The 13,434-nt window shown below is 63.3% G+C and carries 15 protein-coding genes and 1 pseudogene; 9 read left to right on the top strand and 7 right to left on the bottom strand.

The features are described from left to right. The first annotated feature begins 4 nt into the window (after positions 1-4). The 4 genes from ACUTAG_RS03870 to ACUTAG_RS03855 all read left to right on the top strand — a co-directional run bounded on the left by ACUTAG_RS03870 (position 5) and on the right by ACUTAG_RS03855 (position 2,704). Positions 5-346, top strand: a complete 342-nt coding sequence (locus ACUTAG_RS03870; RefSeq protein WP_053074741.1) for a hypothetical protein — start codon at positions 5-7, stop codon at positions 344-346. A 104-nt stretch (positions 347-450) separates the two neighbouring features. After that, positions 451-876 carry a CBS domain-containing protein gene (locus ACUTAG_RS03865; protein WP_047991312.1) on the top strand — a complete coding sequence of 142 codons (426 nt, stop codon included), beginning with the start codon at positions 451-453 and terminating at the stop codon, positions 874-876. A 74-nt stretch (positions 877-950) separates the two neighbouring features. Continuing rightward, the gene (locus tag ACUTAG_RS03860; RefSeq protein WP_054445541.1) at positions 951-1,379 is read left to right on the top strand and encodes a DUF2231 domain-containing protein; all 429 of its coding nucleotides are present in this window, start codon (positions 951-953) and stop codon (positions 1,377-1,379) included. Between the two features lie 38 nt (positions 1,380-1,417). Next, positions 1,418-2,704: a PQQ-dependent sugar dehydrogenase gene (locus ACUTAG_RS03855; protein ID WP_392388260.1), complete on the top strand. Its 1,287-nt coding sequence runs from the start codon at positions 1,418-1,420 to the stop codon at positions 2,702-2,704. A 348-nt stretch (positions 2,705-3,052) separates the two neighbouring features. Here the strand turns inward: ACUTAG_RS03855 and ACUTAG_RS03850 are convergent, their stop codons facing one another. Then, positions 3,053-3,445, bottom strand: coding sequence for a VOC family protein (locus ACUTAG_RS03850; protein WP_148318625.1), 393 nt, complete (start codon positions 3,443-3,445; stop codon positions 3,053-3,055). Between the two features lie 406 nt (positions 3,446-3,851). On the opposite strand from ACUTAG_RS03850, the gene ACUTAG_RS03845 reads away from it, so the two are divergent. Then, positions 3,852-4,097 (top strand): hypothetical protein, encoded by a 246-nt coding sequence (locus ACUTAG_RS03845; protein ID WP_047991308.1) that lies wholly within the window; start codon positions 3,852-3,854, stop codon positions 4,095-4,097. 159 nt (positions 4,098-4,256) lie between these two features. Here the strand turns inward: ACUTAG_RS03845 and ACUTAG_RS03840 are convergent, their stop codons facing one another. Beyond that, the gene (locus ACUTAG_RS03840) at positions 4,257-4,478 is read right to left on the bottom strand and encodes a CrpP-related protein (RefSeq protein WP_396027363.1); all 222 of its coding nucleotides are present in this window, start codon (positions 4,476-4,478) and stop codon (positions 4,257-4,259) included. 393 nt (positions 4,479-4,871) lie between these two features. On the opposite strand from ACUTAG_RS03840, the gene ACUTAG_RS03835 reads away from it, so the two are divergent. Further along, the gene (locus ACUTAG_RS03835; protein ID WP_020928642.1) at positions 4,872-5,453 is read left to right on the top strand and encodes a hypothetical protein; all 582 of its coding nucleotides are present in this window, start codon (positions 4,872-4,874) and stop codon (positions 5,451-5,453) included. 19 nt (positions 5,454-5,472) lie between these two features. Here the strand turns inward: ACUTAG_RS03835 and ACUTAG_RS03830 are convergent. The 4 genes and pseudogenes from ACUTAG_RS03830 to ACUTAG_RS03815 all read right to left on the bottom strand — a co-directional run. After that, positions 5,473-5,823 (bottom strand): annotated as a pseudogene (locus ACUTAG_RS03830) (molybdopterin dinucleotide binding domain-containing protein); the annotation flags it as partial. 52 nt (positions 5,824-5,875) lie between these two features. After that, a complete protein-coding gene (locus ACUTAG_RS03825) occupies positions 5,876-6,508 on the bottom strand; it encodes an AAA family ATPase (protein ID WP_020928640.1) in 633 nt (210 codons plus the stop codon). Further along, on the bottom strand, positions 6,508-6,870 hold the full coding sequence (locus ACUTAG_RS03820) for a hypothetical protein (protein WP_148318627.1): 363 nt from the start codon (positions 6,868-6,870) through the stop codon (positions 6,508-6,510). Before ACUTAG_RS03820 ends, ACUTAG_RS03825 begins: the two co-directional genes overlap by 1 nt. A gap of 550 nt (positions 6,871-7,420) precedes the next feature. After that, positions 7,421-8,245 carry an IclR family transcriptional regulator gene (locus tag ACUTAG_RS03815; RefSeq protein WP_058664870.1) on the bottom strand — a complete coding sequence of 275 codons (825 nt, stop codon included), beginning with the start codon at positions 8,243-8,245 and terminating at the stop codon, positions 7,421-7,423. Positions 8,246-8,371: 126 nt separating this feature from the next. On the opposite strand from ACUTAG_RS03815, the gene ACUTAG_RS03810 reads away from it, so the two are divergent. From ACUTAG_RS03810 to ACUTAG_RS03800, 3 genes are all read left to right on the top strand, one after another. After that, positions 8,372-9,178: an enoyl-CoA hydratase/isomerase family protein gene (locus ACUTAG_RS03810; RefSeq protein WP_020928637.1), complete on the top strand. Its 807-nt coding sequence runs from the start codon at positions 8,372-8,374 to the stop codon at positions 9,176-9,178. Then, positions 9,175-11,280 carry an acetate--CoA ligase family protein gene (locus ACUTAG_RS03805; RefSeq protein ID WP_148318629.1) on the top strand — a complete coding sequence of 702 codons (2,106 nt, stop codon included), beginning with the start codon at positions 9,175-9,177 and terminating at the stop codon, positions 11,278-11,280. Before ACUTAG_RS03810 ends, ACUTAG_RS03805 begins: the two co-directional genes overlap by 4 nt. 103 nt (positions 11,281-11,383) lie before the next feature. Then, complete coding sequence (locus tag ACUTAG_RS03800; protein ID WP_020928635.1) at positions 11,384-12,376, top strand: Bug family tripartite tricarboxylate transporter substrate binding protein; 993 nt, start codon at positions 11,384-11,386, stop codon at positions 12,374-12,376. A gap of 71 nt (positions 12,377-12,447) precedes the next feature. Here ACUTAG_RS03800 and ACUTAG_RS03795 read toward each other — a convergent pair whose 3' ends face one another. Continuing rightward, complete coding sequence (locus tag ACUTAG_RS03795) at positions 12,448-13,416, bottom strand: Bug family tripartite tricarboxylate transporter substrate binding protein (protein WP_020928634.1); 969 nt, start codon at positions 13,414-13,416, stop codon at positions 12,448-12,450. Positions 13,417-13,434 lie beyond the last annotated feature (18 nt).

Genomic DNA, 13,434 nt, shown 5'->3' with positions numbered 1-13,434 from the left:
CGCCATGAAATCACGCTCCGGGGCTGACCTGCTTCTCCTGGTTGCGCCGCCCATGATATGGCTGGCTCACTACCTTTTCATCTATGCGATCAACGCCACGGCGTGCGCGGGTCATGTCCCGACCGCGCCTTGGCTCGGGTTGGCGGCATCGTCATGGATCATCGTGGCCGCCAGCGCTTCAGCCCTTGCCGGCATGGGCGCGGTGGCCCTGCGCCAGTACAGGCGCGTCCGCACCCGCGGCCTGCCAGCGTTTCACGCCAGGTTGACCGGGCTGCTCTGTGCTCTTTGCTCGGTCGCGATCGCCTGGGAGACACTGCCGGTCTTCACGACCTCCCCGTGTGGCTGACGGCTTCGATTGACCAGGCAGGGCATGCTGCTTGCTGCGCAACGGCATGTCCGCGCGGCAAGCACGCCAGGCAACGCATCCACACACACGCCAAGGAGCACATTATGACGCGTCTATCTGAAATCATGACCCCCGAACCGGCCTACATCGTCCAGGGAGAATCAATTCGGCGGGCCGCCGAATTGATGGCGGACCTCGATGTTGGAGAGCTTCCTATTTGCGACGGCAGGCGGCTGGTGGGCGTCATCACCGATCGGGATATCACCGTTCGGTGTACTGCTCGTGGCGCGGCGCCCGATGCGGCCACGGTTGACGATGCGATGTCGGAGCGGCCCATTTGGTGCTACGAGGACGACCCGATCGAGGTGGCGAAGTCGATGATGGAATCTGAAATGGTGCGCCGCGTGCTGGTCCTGAACAGGGACAAGCAGTTGGTTGGCGTAGTGTCCCTGGGTGATATCGCGGCCAAGGCCGATGGGGCGGGCGCAACCCTGGCGCAGGTGTCTGAACCGGCGCAACCGGCGAGGTGACCCCGCGCGCAGGCGGTGGTAGCGAGCGCGTGGCACCGCGATGGCCGGCGCCGGTCGCTCAGGAGGAGATTGACGTGACCCCCAATATCGTGGACAGGTACGTTTTGACCGTACATCCCGTGCACGCCGTATTCCTGGCGGGGATGTTTCCCTTGTTTCTCGGGACGGCCCTCAGCGATATAGCGTATGCGAAATCTTTACACGTCCAGTGGAATAATTTCGCCGCCTGGCTGCTCCTGGGGGCGTTGGTGTTCGGCGGTATCGCGCTGGCCTTCGCCATTGTCGATTTGTTCCGGCGTGGCCGGCAGCCGCGCAGGACCGTGCCCTATGCGTTGCTACTCGCGGCCGTGTGGATAATTGGCGTTTTCAACGCGCTGGTACATGCCAGCGACGCATGGGGCAGCATGCCGGTTGGCCTGGCCCTGTCGGTGGTTACGACGGTGCTTGCCTGTGCGGCGATGTGGCTGGGCTTGCGCGCTCCGTATGTCAGGGGAACCGTATGAGATACGTGGGCTTGTTTGCCGCATTCCCGCTGTCAGTCATGGTTGGGGTTTGTAGCGGCCAAGCGGAAACCGCGCAGGTGGGTCCGTCTCCCGATTTGCCGAAGCCGCAGCGCAGGCTGTTGCCCGACATGGTGATCGCGCAGCCCAAGCAATGGCGCGATAGCGTTCCGACAGTGCCTGATGGCTATAGGGTAAAAGCCATCGCGACCGGGTTGAAAATTCCGAGGCAGACGCTGGTATTACCCAATGGCGACATCCTGGTGGCGGAGGGCCGGGGCGGCAACGCTGCCAAGCTCAGGCCCAAGGACGTGATAGCCGGCATCATCAAGGCCCGCGGCACAAGCCAGGTGGAAGGCGGCAACCGGTTGGGCCTGCTGCGCGATACCGACGGCGATGGCATTTACGAGGTTTCGACTTTTGCCGAGAACCTGAATGCGCCTTATGGCCTCGCGTTGGTAGGCGACAAGCTCTATGTTGCCAACCAGGATGCCGTGGTGCGGTTCGACTACCAGCCGGGGCAGACCAAGGCGACGGGTCCGCCCCAGGTGGTGGCGCTGCTGCCATCGGAAATCAACCATCACTGGACCAAGGCGCTGGCTGCCAGCGCGGATGGCCGATATCTCTATGTCGGCATTGGTTCCAACAGCAATATCACGGAGCGGGGCATGGCGGCGGAGGTTGATCGAGCGCGTATCTGGCGGATAAACGCAAGCACCGGCGAATACAAGACCTACGCCACGGGGTTGCGCAACCCGACGGCGTTGGCCATTGAGCCGGATACAGGCCAGCTGTGGGCCGTCGTAAACGAACGGGATGAGATCGGCCCGGACCTGGTCCCCGATTATCTGACGGCGGTGCGAGAGGGCGCTTTTTATGGCTGGCCATACAGTTATTGGGGGCAGAATATCGATGTTCGCGTAAGGCCTCAGGACCCGGCCAAGGTCGCGGCGGCGATCAAGCCGGATTACAGCCTGGGTGCGCACGTTGCGGCATTGGGCGTCGACTTTTCGACGGATGCGATGGGGCGGCGGTTCGCCAACGGGGTCTTCGTTGGCGAACACGGCAGCTGGAATCGCAGCGAGCCCGTGGGTTACAAAGTGGTGTTCGTCCCGTTCCGGGACGGCAGGCCGTCTGGTCCGCCGGTCGATTTCGTCACCGGGTTTCGCGATAGCGATGGCACGACTCGCGGCCGCCCCGTAGGCGTGACGGTTGACCCGAAAGGTGCGCTGATCGTCGCCGACGATCTATCGAACACGATCTGGCGCGTAACGCCAGTGCCTACAGCGCAGTCGTCGCGGTCCGTGCCCAACGCCCAGAGCGAATGAGCCAGATGGCTTATGTGGCTTGCCGCTACTGCGACCAGCGCCACACGAGGCCAACCAGGAGCAGGACGGCGACCACCAGAATCCAAAGGGCCAACAGCTGCCATGGCCCCCGGGTACGCCGTGGCGTGTGGATTGCCTGCCTTTCGCCCCGGCCGCCGCGAGGCATGCGGGAATCTTCCGAATTGCGCATTGCTGTCCCCTTGCGCCCAGCGAGGCGGTTGGATTGACGCGCCAAGCCGAATGTCCGCCGTTGTCTTCCTTGGCGTGGGCTCGCGTTCCTTGGGCGCCAGCATGGATCGTGCCAGCAAGAGAGGGGGGCGGCGCCCTGGCGGAGCGGGCGGCGCCTGGCTAGGGGGTATGCACGAAACACAGCTTGTTGCCTTCCGGATCCAGGCAATAAGCCGCATAGAAATCAGGCGCGTACCGGGGACGCAGACCTGGTCGGCCCAAGTCCTTGCCAGACGCGGCAAGCGCTTCTTCCCAGGCGGCATCCACCGCGCTTCGGCTGGGCGCCAGGAAGCTCACCTGCGAGCCGTTTGCCGTCGTTGCCGGCTCGCCGTTGAGGGGCAGATTGATGACGAACTGGGGCCAGCGTGCACCGGGCCTGCGCCAGATGACACCGGCCGGCCCGATCTGGCGCAGGTCGGTGAGGCGCACCAAGTCTAGCTCGTGCAGCACCCGATCATAGAAGGTGGTCATGCCGTGGAGGTCATGAACACCAATCTGGATGTGAGCGTACATGGGAAAGCCCCCGGAAATCTTCACCGGCCTGTTCATGCCGGCCAGGGCCCGTGGCGTAGGGCGCGGAGCATTGCAGTCCGTTCGTGATGTTCGTAGCGGTCGGCCGTGATGTCTCGCCAGCCCAGGTCACACCTCTTCTGCGCTGGGCCCTATGGGAATTCAGGCTTTACCGTCGGGGTGGAGACGGTTATTAGTGTTGTCCCGATCGGGGGGCGACGCAATAGTGCTGCTGCACTGGCCAGGTGCGCCGCGGTCCTTGGGATGTTTGCCAGCGTAACTTTGCTGAATGGTCCGCCCGGGTGCAACGGTTGGCAAGGCTTGTGACGCCGGTAGGCTGTTCTTACTCTTGCTTTCCGATCGCTGCCGTGCGGCATGAGATCCTGACTGCTTCTGACAGAGGCCGCGTATGGACAGTGAAGAATTGTTGGCCATGATGATCTCGACACCCGCACCCGCGCCGAACCTCGACGACTGGGATCGCGTGCTGGTGATCTATGCCGGCCATTTGGAGCGACTCGCCCCGAAGCTTGACGAGAAGGATCTTGGCGCGCTGGTCGCCAGCGGCGCGATGTTCTACCGGACGCTGCGGCAGGCCGAGGCTGCGCGGCTGCAAGCGCTTGAGCGGTGGACCGGGCCGCGCCGCCGAGGTTAGGAGGCGAGTTGGCCAGCTGCGGCCCACCCGCGACACGCGGCGAAGAAGGCGCGTGACCGGGTGGATGTCCCGCGGAGGTTTCCACCCCCTCCAAGGGCATCGGAAAATTACATCGGGTTCCGATGTCGTGCAATACGGCATTTGTCGAAGCTGGCGCTGCTAATGGCTGCTGTCTTTTTCCGGAGCCTTGTCGGCAGCCTTGGCCTCATCGCGTATGAGGGGAAGGCGTGCATTGACGCACTCGTGCCAACCGTGCTCCCACGCTTCAACTTTCTCGCGCCAGTGAGTGAGATTTTCGCCTGTGCGAGTGGGCAACTTGTCGGCCCGCATAAAAGGGCACGACTCTAGCGACTGTCCGCGCGCTGCCGCCCGATATCCCATATGTCGAGCCGCGTCTTTCATCGCGAATCCTCCTCTGCCTGTTTGACGCGTCAGAGGTGTCGAGTATGGCGGATGGTGCGGAATGTCGCCATGGTTTTCATCGTTGGACACAACTGTCAGCGTGGCGCATACGCGAATTGAATCAACGGCCGCCCCGCATGCTGTATTGCCATGCGATGCGGGGATGTCGAGGCGGCGCATTCCGCAATGAGTTTTCCCAGATACTGATCGCCGCGGGCAGCCGGCAGCCGGCCATCGGAGAGATGCCACTGCCCGCCGATGTCGCGCCAAAACGGGGGCCACGCGGCCACCTTCGCGGCTATAGTGTTGTGCCATTCCGGCCTCCCGTCCTGGCGGCGGGCCGGGACTTGTCTTTTGATTCAGGAAACTTGCATGACCATGACCGCCGAACAGTTCCACAAACGCATATGGGAGATCCTGGACCCCGTGGACTCCGCGTATTTCGAGGTGGTGGCCGCGCCCGCGCCCGATGCGGCCGCGATCGCGAGCCTGGAGGCCGCTGTCGGGTTCCCGCTGCCGGTGGCGTTCGCGGCCTTCTGCCAGCGCACCAACGGCCTGTGCGTGATGGCGCGCGAGGAAGTCTGGCCGCGCCCCAAGGAGTTCGAAGTCGGCCCGGCCTGGACCTTCTGGCGCGGCGTGGTGCTGTTGGGCATCGATGCGCCGGAGTTGCCCGAATGGGCCAGCATTTCGGCGCAGCAACGTCAGCTTGCCGAGGCCGGTCTGCCCGGCATCCTGCCGGTGCTGAAGATCGTGGGCGACGGCAGCCGGATCTGGGGCGTGGACCAGGCGGGGGCCGTCGTGGCGATCGACGACGGAGCTGATCCGGAGCCGGTGGGCGGCGATCTCATCGATCTTTATGCCGAGCAGATCGCCGACCTGATGCAGCGCCAGCAGGACATGGCGCTGCGACTGGCCGAACGCGCCGAGCACAAACACGGCAAGCTGCCGGGATAGCGGGCAGCGGGGCGCGGTGTCAGCGCGCGGACGCTGCCGTTTGGGGCGGATCGAAGGCCCGGACCGGCGGCAATGGTCCGTCATGGCGCTCAACCTGCACCGCCGTCAACTGGCCGCTGCAACCCTGCGCCAGCGACGAGGTGCCGACGTCACGTGTCAGGATGTTGGGATTGCCGTGGCCGCACATCGTCACTTCGCCCTGCGCGTCCCGCACCGGGTCGTACCAGGCGCCGGTGGGCAGTTGCGCCACGCCTGGCATGATGCGGTCGCTGAGCGTGGCGCTGGCCAGGCAGGCGCCGCGATCGTTGAACAGCCGCACGATGTCGCCTTCGCCGATGCCGCGGGCCGCCGCGTCGCCGGGATGCAGCGTGCTCCGAGGAGCCGCGCCGGCGCGGCCTCTTTTATACTGAGCGCAGGCTGCACTACTCGCTGGCCGACAACGAGGCCTCAACGAGCGGCTTCGCCCAATCAGGCGTGTCCCGCATCTGCGCAAGCGAAGTGGGATAGTGCACCTGGCCCTCGTCCACGTAGAGGACCAGAGCCGGCTCAGGCACGGCCTCGCCAGGCTCTACGTCCACGCTGTTGTCGTAGACCCGCAAGCTGACCAGGCGCGGCATCAATTTCAGCAGATTGCGGCAGGACGTCTTGCAGCGTTCGCGGATGCGTTCTTCGGGGATGTCGTGGCCGCCGCGCGCCACCCGGGCCCGCACTCGCGCGATATGGTGCTCGGCGTCGCGCAGGCCGCAGTACCAGACCAGCACATCGTGTGTCGACGCCGCGGCGATGAGCTTTTCCACGATGGTCTGGCCGCCCAGAGTGGTTTCGAAGGCGAACGACCCGCCCGCCGCCACGGCCGCGTCCAGCCGCCGCACCCCTTCCGCCCAGGCCTCGGCATTGGCCTGGTCCTGGGACCGGCCCAAGCGCTGTACAAGCTCACGAGCGAAGGTGTCAGGGTTGAACCAGGCCATGCCGGCCTGAGTCAGGATATGGCCGCCCACTGAGCTTTTGCCGGCGCCATTCACTCCCGCCAGCACGTACAGAATCGGGCGTTCCATCAAAATGTGGATCCGGCCTTAACCCGGCCAGCCAACGGGCCAGGGTTGCGCATAACGCTTCGCAGGCGCTCGGCCGCGTCGGGGGCGGACAGCGCGGCAAGTCGTTGATCAAAGCTGCGGCGCAGGTCTTCGACCAGGTCCGGCACGGCGGCCTGGGCAGCGCTCAGCGCGTCCATGATCCGTGTGTACTCGGCCACCGTCATGATCACGGCCTCCGGCTCATCGTGGTTCGTGACGACGAGCCTTCCTTCGGCGGCGGCAAGACTGCGCACGACACCCCGCCAGCCGTCCTTCTTGACTGCCGAGGCGGGCTTCGTCGGCAGGCGGGTGATAGGTTCAGCGAGCAATGCGGAAGCAGCCATGATCGTTCTCCCTACAGCGGGTTGGTTGAGCCTTAATAGGCTTTTTGCCCATTTTACCCTTTTTCCCTTAATTGGCCTTATGGAACTGCACGGGGAGGCTGGCAGGAGAGACACCGTAATTTCTTGGGAGCCCGCCTCCCGCCGACATACAGGTGGTGCGGCGAGTCTGTCAAAAGTGCTGCCGTTAATCTGTTGTGCCGTCGTTTGTTCCAATCAGACCGCCACGGATGTGCAGACTCTATGGACCCGTACGAAAATATTGTCATAGGAAACTTTCTTTAGAGTTTGGGCTTGATCGTTGGGCAACAGACCGGCGGAGAGATGCGCCCCATATGCGTAAATCTGCTGCAGCAATCCCCCATGGACCCACCTCTAGGGGATGTGCTGATCGAGAACGCGGGCGTTACCCGCTTGATCGCGTTCAAGCGTGAGCAAAATGATTCGATGAAGGAGGAGACAAAGCGCTTGATGCTCGAACGCATATTGGGAGGAAACGCGCGGCTGCAGTCTGTCTCGCGCGAGATCCTTCAGACGCTTGCATGTGGACCCGCTAAGGGAAAGTATCGGGTTCAGAAAGCGCCAGCCCATGAGCAATACGATCCTTCAGCGCCAACAGCTCTCCCACATATCGTCGCGCCACCGGCGCGCATGGTTCGTCAGTCGTCAGACTTAGATTCAGCGCCATCGTCCGACCGCTCGACAGTCTCAGAGGCGTCGACATCGCAACTACGCCAGGCTGCCAGGACGCGACGCAGTAGCCATCGGCGTGAACTTGGGCGATCGCGGCGTCGATTTCGGCGCCGACCGGCTTCCAAGTTGTGCTGCGGTAGCTCCGCTTGATGCCGCGTATCAGCGCATCGCGAGCGGCGGCGTCCAGTGTGGCCAGATAGGCGCGTCCCAGCGATGTCAGTTCAATAGGCACTCGCTGGCCTGCCACGATCGTGCGTAGGGCCGGTTTGCGGTTGTACCTGATGGATTCCAGGTAAATCATCTCGGCGCGATCCGGCGCGGCCAGGCCGACATTGACCTTGAGCTTGTTGGAGAGCTCCTGCATCAGCGGGGTGGCCGCCTTCAGAGCGGGCGAGGCGGCGCGCATGGCGTGCCCCAGGCTCAGCACTGGCACGGCAAGCCGGTAGGCGCGTGCTGCCCGGTCGTGTTCCAGAAAGCCGCTCGTCACCAGGGTTTGCGTCAGTCGGCTGACCGTCGCCGCCGACAGTCCGGTGCGTTCCGCCAGTTCGCCATTGCCCAATAAATCGGTGCCAGGTCGAAACGCGCGCAGTATTTCCAAGCCGCGTTCGAGGGATCGATTCTGGCTGATGCCATCGAAACGATCACGAGTTCGAGTAGAGGGCTCGGGCTTAGCAGACGCAGCCATGCAATTCCATCCTGTGGAAATAAGGAAGTGTTTTCAGCAACTGTACCGCTTACTGTGTCATCAGAGCTAGCCAGGAAAAATTCCGCAACGGGAACCGCTGGCGTTTCGATATCACGGAGCTTAGAGATGGCGGACTACGAATTCATCAAACTTCAAACGGATCAGGGCGTGGCAACACTGACGTTGAACCGGCCGGAGAAGCGCAACGCGATCAGTGACCCGATGCGTGCTGAGCTGATCCATGCACTGGAATCCGTTTCCCAGGATCGCGCCATCAAGGCGCTGGTGTTGACTGGCGCGGGGAAGGGGTTCTGCGCAGGCGGGGATATCTCGGGCATGCAGCGCCGCATGGATGCGCCCGCGGGCGAGGTGGCTTTCAATGGTTGGTCCCGCCAGCAGCGGGTGCACCATGCGGTCAGTCTGCTGTTCCGCATGCCCAAGCCGACGATTGCGGCGGTGAATGGCGCGGCCGCCGGCCTGGGTGCGGATACCGCATTGAGCTGCGATTTCATTGTTGCGTCCGAAAACGCGACTTTTACCTGGAGCTACATCGCCCGGGGGCTGATTCCGGACGGGGGCGGCATGTACTTCCTGCCTCGCCGGGTGGGTCTTGCGCGCGCCAAGGACTTGATCTATTCCGGCCGCAAGGTCGCGGCTGATGAAGCGCTCACGCTGGGCATTGCCGACCGCCTGGCCCCTGCCGGCGATGAACTGAGGACAGCGCAGGCGTGGGCCGCGGAATTGTCGCAAGGATCCGCCACTGCGCTGGCCCTGAGCAAGTCGATTCTGGATCAGAGCTCCGAACTGACGGCGGATCAGGTGTTCGCGATGGGCAGTCAGGCTCAGGGAATTTGCTACACGAGCACTGAGCATCGCGATTCCGTGACCGCGTTTCTGGCCAAGATGGCCCAGGCCAAGGGAGACGCAAAGTGAGCGGCCTTGAGAAGTTGCTACAACCCCAAAGCGTAGCCGTCGTCGGGGCATCTGCCGATCCGATCAAGACATCGGGCCGGCCGGTGGGTTACTTGCGCAAGCATGGATTTCCGGGACGGATCTACCCTGTGAATCCCAAGGCTTCCGAAATAGATGGCCTGCGTTGCTATCCCGACGTGCATTCCTTGCCGGAGGCGCCCGACGTGGCGATCGTGCTGCTCGGAGCCGAGCGTACGCAACAGGCCATCCGCGATCTGGCTGCTATTGGTACGGGCGCGGCAATCGTGCTTGCCAGCGGCTATTCCGAGACGGGCGAGGAGGGCGCTCGCCGTCAGCGCGAATTACGTGAAGCGGCAGGCAGTATGCGGATCCTGGGGCCGAACACGATCGGGCTGGTCAATCTGACTGATCGTATCACTTTGTCCGCTAGCGGGGCGCTGGCGATGGACCAGCTCCACAGCGGCGCAATTGGCCTGGTGTCGCAAAGTGGCGGCATCCTGGGCGCGTTGCTGTCGCGCGCCGCGGCCCGGGGCATCGGCTTCTCCAAGCTGATCTCCACGAGCAACGAAGTCGATTTGGACCTGGCCGACTTTGTAGACGCGCTGGCCGACGATCCGGCGACCCGTGTGATCGCGCTGTACGTGGAGACCATTCGCAACCCCAGGACATTCCGCGCGGCCGCGCGTAAGGCCGCACTCGTTGGCAAGCCCATCGTGGCCTTCAAGATCGGGCGGTCGGAGTCCGGGGCGCAAGCCGCAGCGTCGCACACGGGTGCGTTGGCGGGCGCAGACGGCATGTATGACGCGTTGTTCGAAGAGGTCGGCATCATTCGCGCGCAAACCTTTTCGGATCTGCTGGATATTCCGGCGGCCTTGGCTAACGAACGCAAGCTCGGCGGCCGCCGGGTGGCGATCCTGACGTCGACAGGCGGGGCGGGCACGCTAGTCGCGGACTGCCTGGGCGTCGCGGGCTTCGCGCTGCCGGCCCCGGATGCGCGCACCGGCGAGGCGCTGCGAGCGCTGCAAAAGGGGGACCACGCGGCCTTGGACCGGAACCCGATCGACGTCACGCTGGCGGGCTTGCAGCCGGACCTGCTGCGCAGCGCAATCCGCATCGTGCTCGAAAGCGATGATTACGATGCACTCGTCGTGATCGTGGGCTCGTCCGCGGTGGCGCAGCCGGAACTGATGGCGGATGCGCTCAGGGACTCGCTCGCGCTTAGCGTCAAGCCACTGCTGGCCTATATCAGCCCGCATGCCCCAGACGCGGCGGAGATGCTCAGTCGCTACGGTATTCCCGCGTTCCACGCGCCGGAGAGCGTCAGCGCGGCCTTGTCGGCGATGTGGCAAGTGCAGGCGCGCGCGGTGCACTCGGAGTCGGACCATACGCGAACCGCAGCGCAGGAGCCAGTTACTTGCGAAGAGCACGGTTCGCTCGATGAAGCCCAGGCCAAGGCGTTGTTCGCCCGCTTTGGTGTTCAAGGCGTCAGGGAGTTCGTGGTGAGCACCGAAGCGCAGGCCGTTGACGCCGCCCAGAAGCTGGGACCGCGCGTGGTACTGAAGCTCTTGTCCGGCGAAATCACGCACAAAAGCGATGTCGGCGGCGTTGCCGTCAATGTTTCCCCGCAAGACATCGGCCAACGGATGCGGCAGATGGCGGCCGATGTGCAGCGGCATACGGGTAGGGAGCCCAAGGCGTATCTGGTCCAGGAAATGGTGTCCGGCGCGGCGGAGGTGATCGTGGGGTTGCACAAGGACCCGTTGGGCACCGCCATTTTGCTGGGCATGGGCGGCGTGGTTGCCGAACTGGTCCGCGACACGACTTTGCTGCTGCTGCCGGCGGATGGCTCGGCGTTGAGAGCGGATCAGGTCGAAGCGGCCCTGCGGCGCCTGAAGACGTGGCCTTTGCTGGATGGATATCGCGGACGGGAGCCTGCAGACGTCCCGGCGCTTGTCGAGGCGGTGCTGGCGTTCTCGCGTATGGCCGAGGCTTTGCAGGATCAATTACTGGAAGCCGAGATCAATCCGCTGTTTGTCCGGCCTTTGGGGCTGGGTGTGTGCGCGGCCGACGGCATCGCCGTCTTGCGGGATACGTCTGCCTAGTTCCAACAGGTGGAATTCGTGAGGTGGCAAACAAGTTTGCCACTTCTACACTTTTCTCATGCGCTGCACTCAGACAGGCGCAGGAAATATCAGGAGACAAATCATGAAATCTAGCCGGGTCGCGACGCGACGTATCAAGGCGTTCGGCGCCATTTTGTTGGCGACGGGCATGTTGTCGGCGCCGCAGGCATGGGCTGCCTTTCCGGATCGGCCATTGCGGATCGTAGTGCCGTTTACGCCTGGCGGTGGTACCGATATTGTTGCTCGTCAGTTGGCCAAAGGGTTGACTGATGAATTGGGTCAGTCAGTGGTGGTTGAGAATCGTCCGGGTGGCAGCACGATCATCGGCACCGAGAACGTCGCAAAGAGTCCGGCGGACGGTTACACCCTGTTGATGTCGACCTTTGCGCACGCGGTCAACCCTGCCATACACAAGAAGCTGCCCTATGACACGGATAAGGCGTTTGCACCAGTGGCGATGATTGGAAAGTCTCCCAATGTGCTGGTGGTGTCACCCAAGTCCCGGTTCAAGAGTGTGCAGGATATTCTCACGTATGCACGGGCCAATCCGGGCAAGTTGACGTTCGGCTCGTACGGCAACGGCACGTCTGCGCATTTGGCGGGGGAGCTGTTCAAGAGTCTGGGAAAGATCGACATCCTGCACGTACCCTACAAGGGCGCGGGGCCCGGGATCAATGACCTCATGGGCGGGCAGATCGACATGATCTTCTCTACGTCGGCCAGCGTCAGCGGCCACGTAAAGAGTGGGCAATTGCGGGCATTGGCGGTGACGACCAAGGAGCGCTCGCCGGCCTATCCGGGCGTTCCCACGGTGGCTGAATCTGGCGAGCCGGGGTATTTCGTCGATAGCTGGTACGGTGTGTTCGTGCCGGAAGGCACCCCCAAGGAGGTTATCGACCAGTTAAACAAGGCAATCAAGAAGGCGTCGAACGAGCCTGACTTCCAAAAGGCATTGGAACTGGAAGGCCTAGTCGCCGCTGTGGGAACGCCCGCCGGGCTCGGTGAATACGTGAAGCAGGAAGAGAGCCGCTGGACCAAGATCATCAAGGATGCTGGAATCACTGACAACCCTTGAACGCCGGCGGATAACAGGAATGCAAAGCGCGCCCCGAGTGGGGCGCGCCGCATGTGGGCTTTGGGATCGCCCTATTCGGCTTTGACGTTGCCCGCCTTGATGACCGCCGCCCATTTTGCGGTGTCTTTTTGCACCAGATCGCGGAATGCTTCGGGCGACGAGGGGCTGGGTTCCACACCCAGGCTGGCCAGATTGGCGATCAGTGCGTTGGCCTTCAGGCTGTTGCGTACGGCTTCGTTCAGTTTGGCCACGACCTCCGGCGACGCGCCCTTCGGTGCGAACACGCCATACCAGTTGCTCGCCTCTACGTTCGGAATGCCCTGCTCCGCCAGCGTGGGCACGTTGGGCAAGGACTTCAAGCGTGCGGGCGCCGCGACGCCCAGCGCTACAAGCTGTCCGTCATTGATGAACGGCATCAAGCCCGAGACATCGCCAAAAAATGCCTCTACGTGACCGCCGATGGTGTCGGCGATGGCCGGCGCGGCGCCCTTGTAGGCCACATGCAGGAAGTCGACCTTCGTCTGGTTCTTGAATAGCTCAATGGTCATGTGAGGCATGCTGCCTACGCCCGACGAGGCAAGAGTAGCGGGTTCACTGCGTTTGGCCGCGGCGGAGACATAGTCCGAGGCGGTCTTGATCGGATTCTTGGGAGAGACCACCAGCACTTCGGGCGTGTGCACCACTAGCGCAATCGGCGTGAGGTCTGCGGTCGGCTTGTAAGACAGGCTGGTATACAGAGACGGGTTGATCGCGATGGCGCCCGCCGAACTCAGGAACAGCACGCTGCCGTCTGCGGGGCTGCGCATCACATAGTTTGCGGCGATGGCGCCGTTGGCGCCCGGCTTGTTTTCAACGATGACGGTCGTGTTGAGCTCGGTTTCAAGCTCCTTGGCCAGAATGCGCGCCAAGGAATCGGCGGGACCGCCCGGGGGAAAAGCGACGACCAGACGCGTAGGCTGCGCGGCGATGCTGACGCTGGCAAACGTGAATGCGGTCGCCAAGGCGCCGCCCAGAATGGTGCTGAGGATTCTATTTTTCATGGTGTGGGGACTCCTGGA

The organism is Achromobacter sp. CSND-B12, assembly GCF_052906545.1.
Note: the sequence above shows the minus strand (reverse complement) of the source record. Positions and strands in the feature narration are given on the sequence as shown.

What these genes read in the sequence shown, in the direction of transcription:
- ACUTAG_RS03810 (WP_020928637.1), top strand. Translation starts at nt 8,372, where the DNA reads ATGGCGGACTACGAATTCATCAAACTTCAAACGGATCAGGGCGTGGCA.
- ACUTAG_RS03855 (WP_392388260.1), top strand. Translation starts at nt 1,418, where the DNA reads ATGGTTGGGGTTTGTAGCGGCCAAGCGGAAACCGCGCAGGTGGGTCCG.
- ACUTAG_RS03820 (WP_148318627.1), bottom strand. Translation starts at nt 6,870, where the DNA reads ATGGCTGCTTCCGCATTGCTCGCTGAACCTATCACCCGCCTGCCGACG.
- ACUTAG_RS03815 (WP_058664870.1), bottom strand. Translation starts at nt 8,245, where the DNA reads ATGGCTGCGTCTGCTAAGCCCGAGCCCTCTACTCGAACTCGTGATCGT.
- ACUTAG_RS03795 (WP_020928634.1), bottom strand. Translation starts at nt 13,416, where the DNA reads ATGAAAAATAGAATCCTCAGCACCATTCTGGGCGGCGCCTTGGCGACC.
- ACUTAG_RS03840 (WP_396027363.1), bottom strand. Translation starts at nt 4,478, where the DNA reads ATGGGATATCGGGCGGCAGCGCGCGGACAGTCGCTAGAGTCGTGCCCT.
- ACUTAG_RS03870 (WP_053074741.1), top strand. Translation starts at nt 5, where the DNA reads ATGAAATCACGCTCCGGGGCTGACCTGCTTCTCCTGGTTGCGCCGCCC.
- ACUTAG_RS03865 (WP_047991312.1), top strand. Translation starts at nt 451, where the DNA reads ATGACGCGTCTATCTGAAATCATGACCCCCGAACCGGCCTACATCGTC.
- ACUTAG_RS03850 (WP_148318625.1), bottom strand. Translation starts at nt 3,445, where the DNA reads ATGTACGCTCACATCCAGATTGGTGTTCATGACCTCCACGGCATGACC.
- ACUTAG_RS03845 (WP_047991308.1), top strand. Translation starts at nt 3,852, where the DNA reads ATGGACAGTGAAGAATTGTTGGCCATGATGATCTCGACACCCGCACCC.
- ACUTAG_RS03825 (WP_020928640.1), bottom strand. Translation starts at nt 6,508, where the DNA reads ATGGAACGCCCGATTCTGTACGTGCTGGCGGGAGTGAATGGCGCCGGC.
- ACUTAG_RS03800 (WP_020928635.1), top strand. Translation starts at nt 11,384, where the DNA reads ATGAAATCTAGCCGGGTCGCGACGCGACGTATCAAGGCGTTCGGCGCC.
- ACUTAG_RS03835 (WP_020928642.1), top strand. Translation starts at nt 4,872, where the DNA reads ATGACCATGACCGCCGAACAGTTCCACAAACGCATATGGGAGATCCTG.